The organism is Sphingomonas sp. LH128, from assembly GCF_000293195.2.
Classification (GTDB): Bacteria; Pseudomonadota; Alphaproteobacteria; order Sphingomonadales; family Sphingomonadaceae; genus Novosphingobium; species Novosphingobium resinovorum_A.
The window spans coordinates 1-272 of the sequence record NZ_ALVC01000581.1 but is presented as its reverse complement, the minus strand read 5'-3'; the positions used below and the strand labels follow the sequence as shown (position 1 = coordinate 272).

Below are 272 nucleotides of genomic sequence, written 5' to 3'. Positions count from 1 at the left end.
GCCGCCTTGTACTTGATGCCTGGCGCAGCCTCGAGCAGCCGCGCTGTCTCCTCGACACTCAAAACCACCCGCAGCTTGGGTGTGAAGCGAACAACGACGAGCGCTAGCGCCATCTCCGGCCGCCGGAGCGTTATCCCGAACAGGAACCGCAGTGCCGATACCGCGCCATTGATCGTGGCCGGCCCCACGGCATGCTCGTGCTGGTCAACCTGATAACGCCGCAGGTCTTCCATTGTGGCCGTATCCGGCGGACGGCCCAGGAACGCGGCGAA

At 65.1% G+C, this 272-nt stretch carries 1 pseudogene; it reads right to left on the bottom strand.

The features are described from left to right. Nucleotides 1–233, bottom strand: a pseudogene (locus LH128_RS30405) (integrase); the annotation flags it as partial. Nucleotides 234–272: the final 39 nt, after the last annotated feature.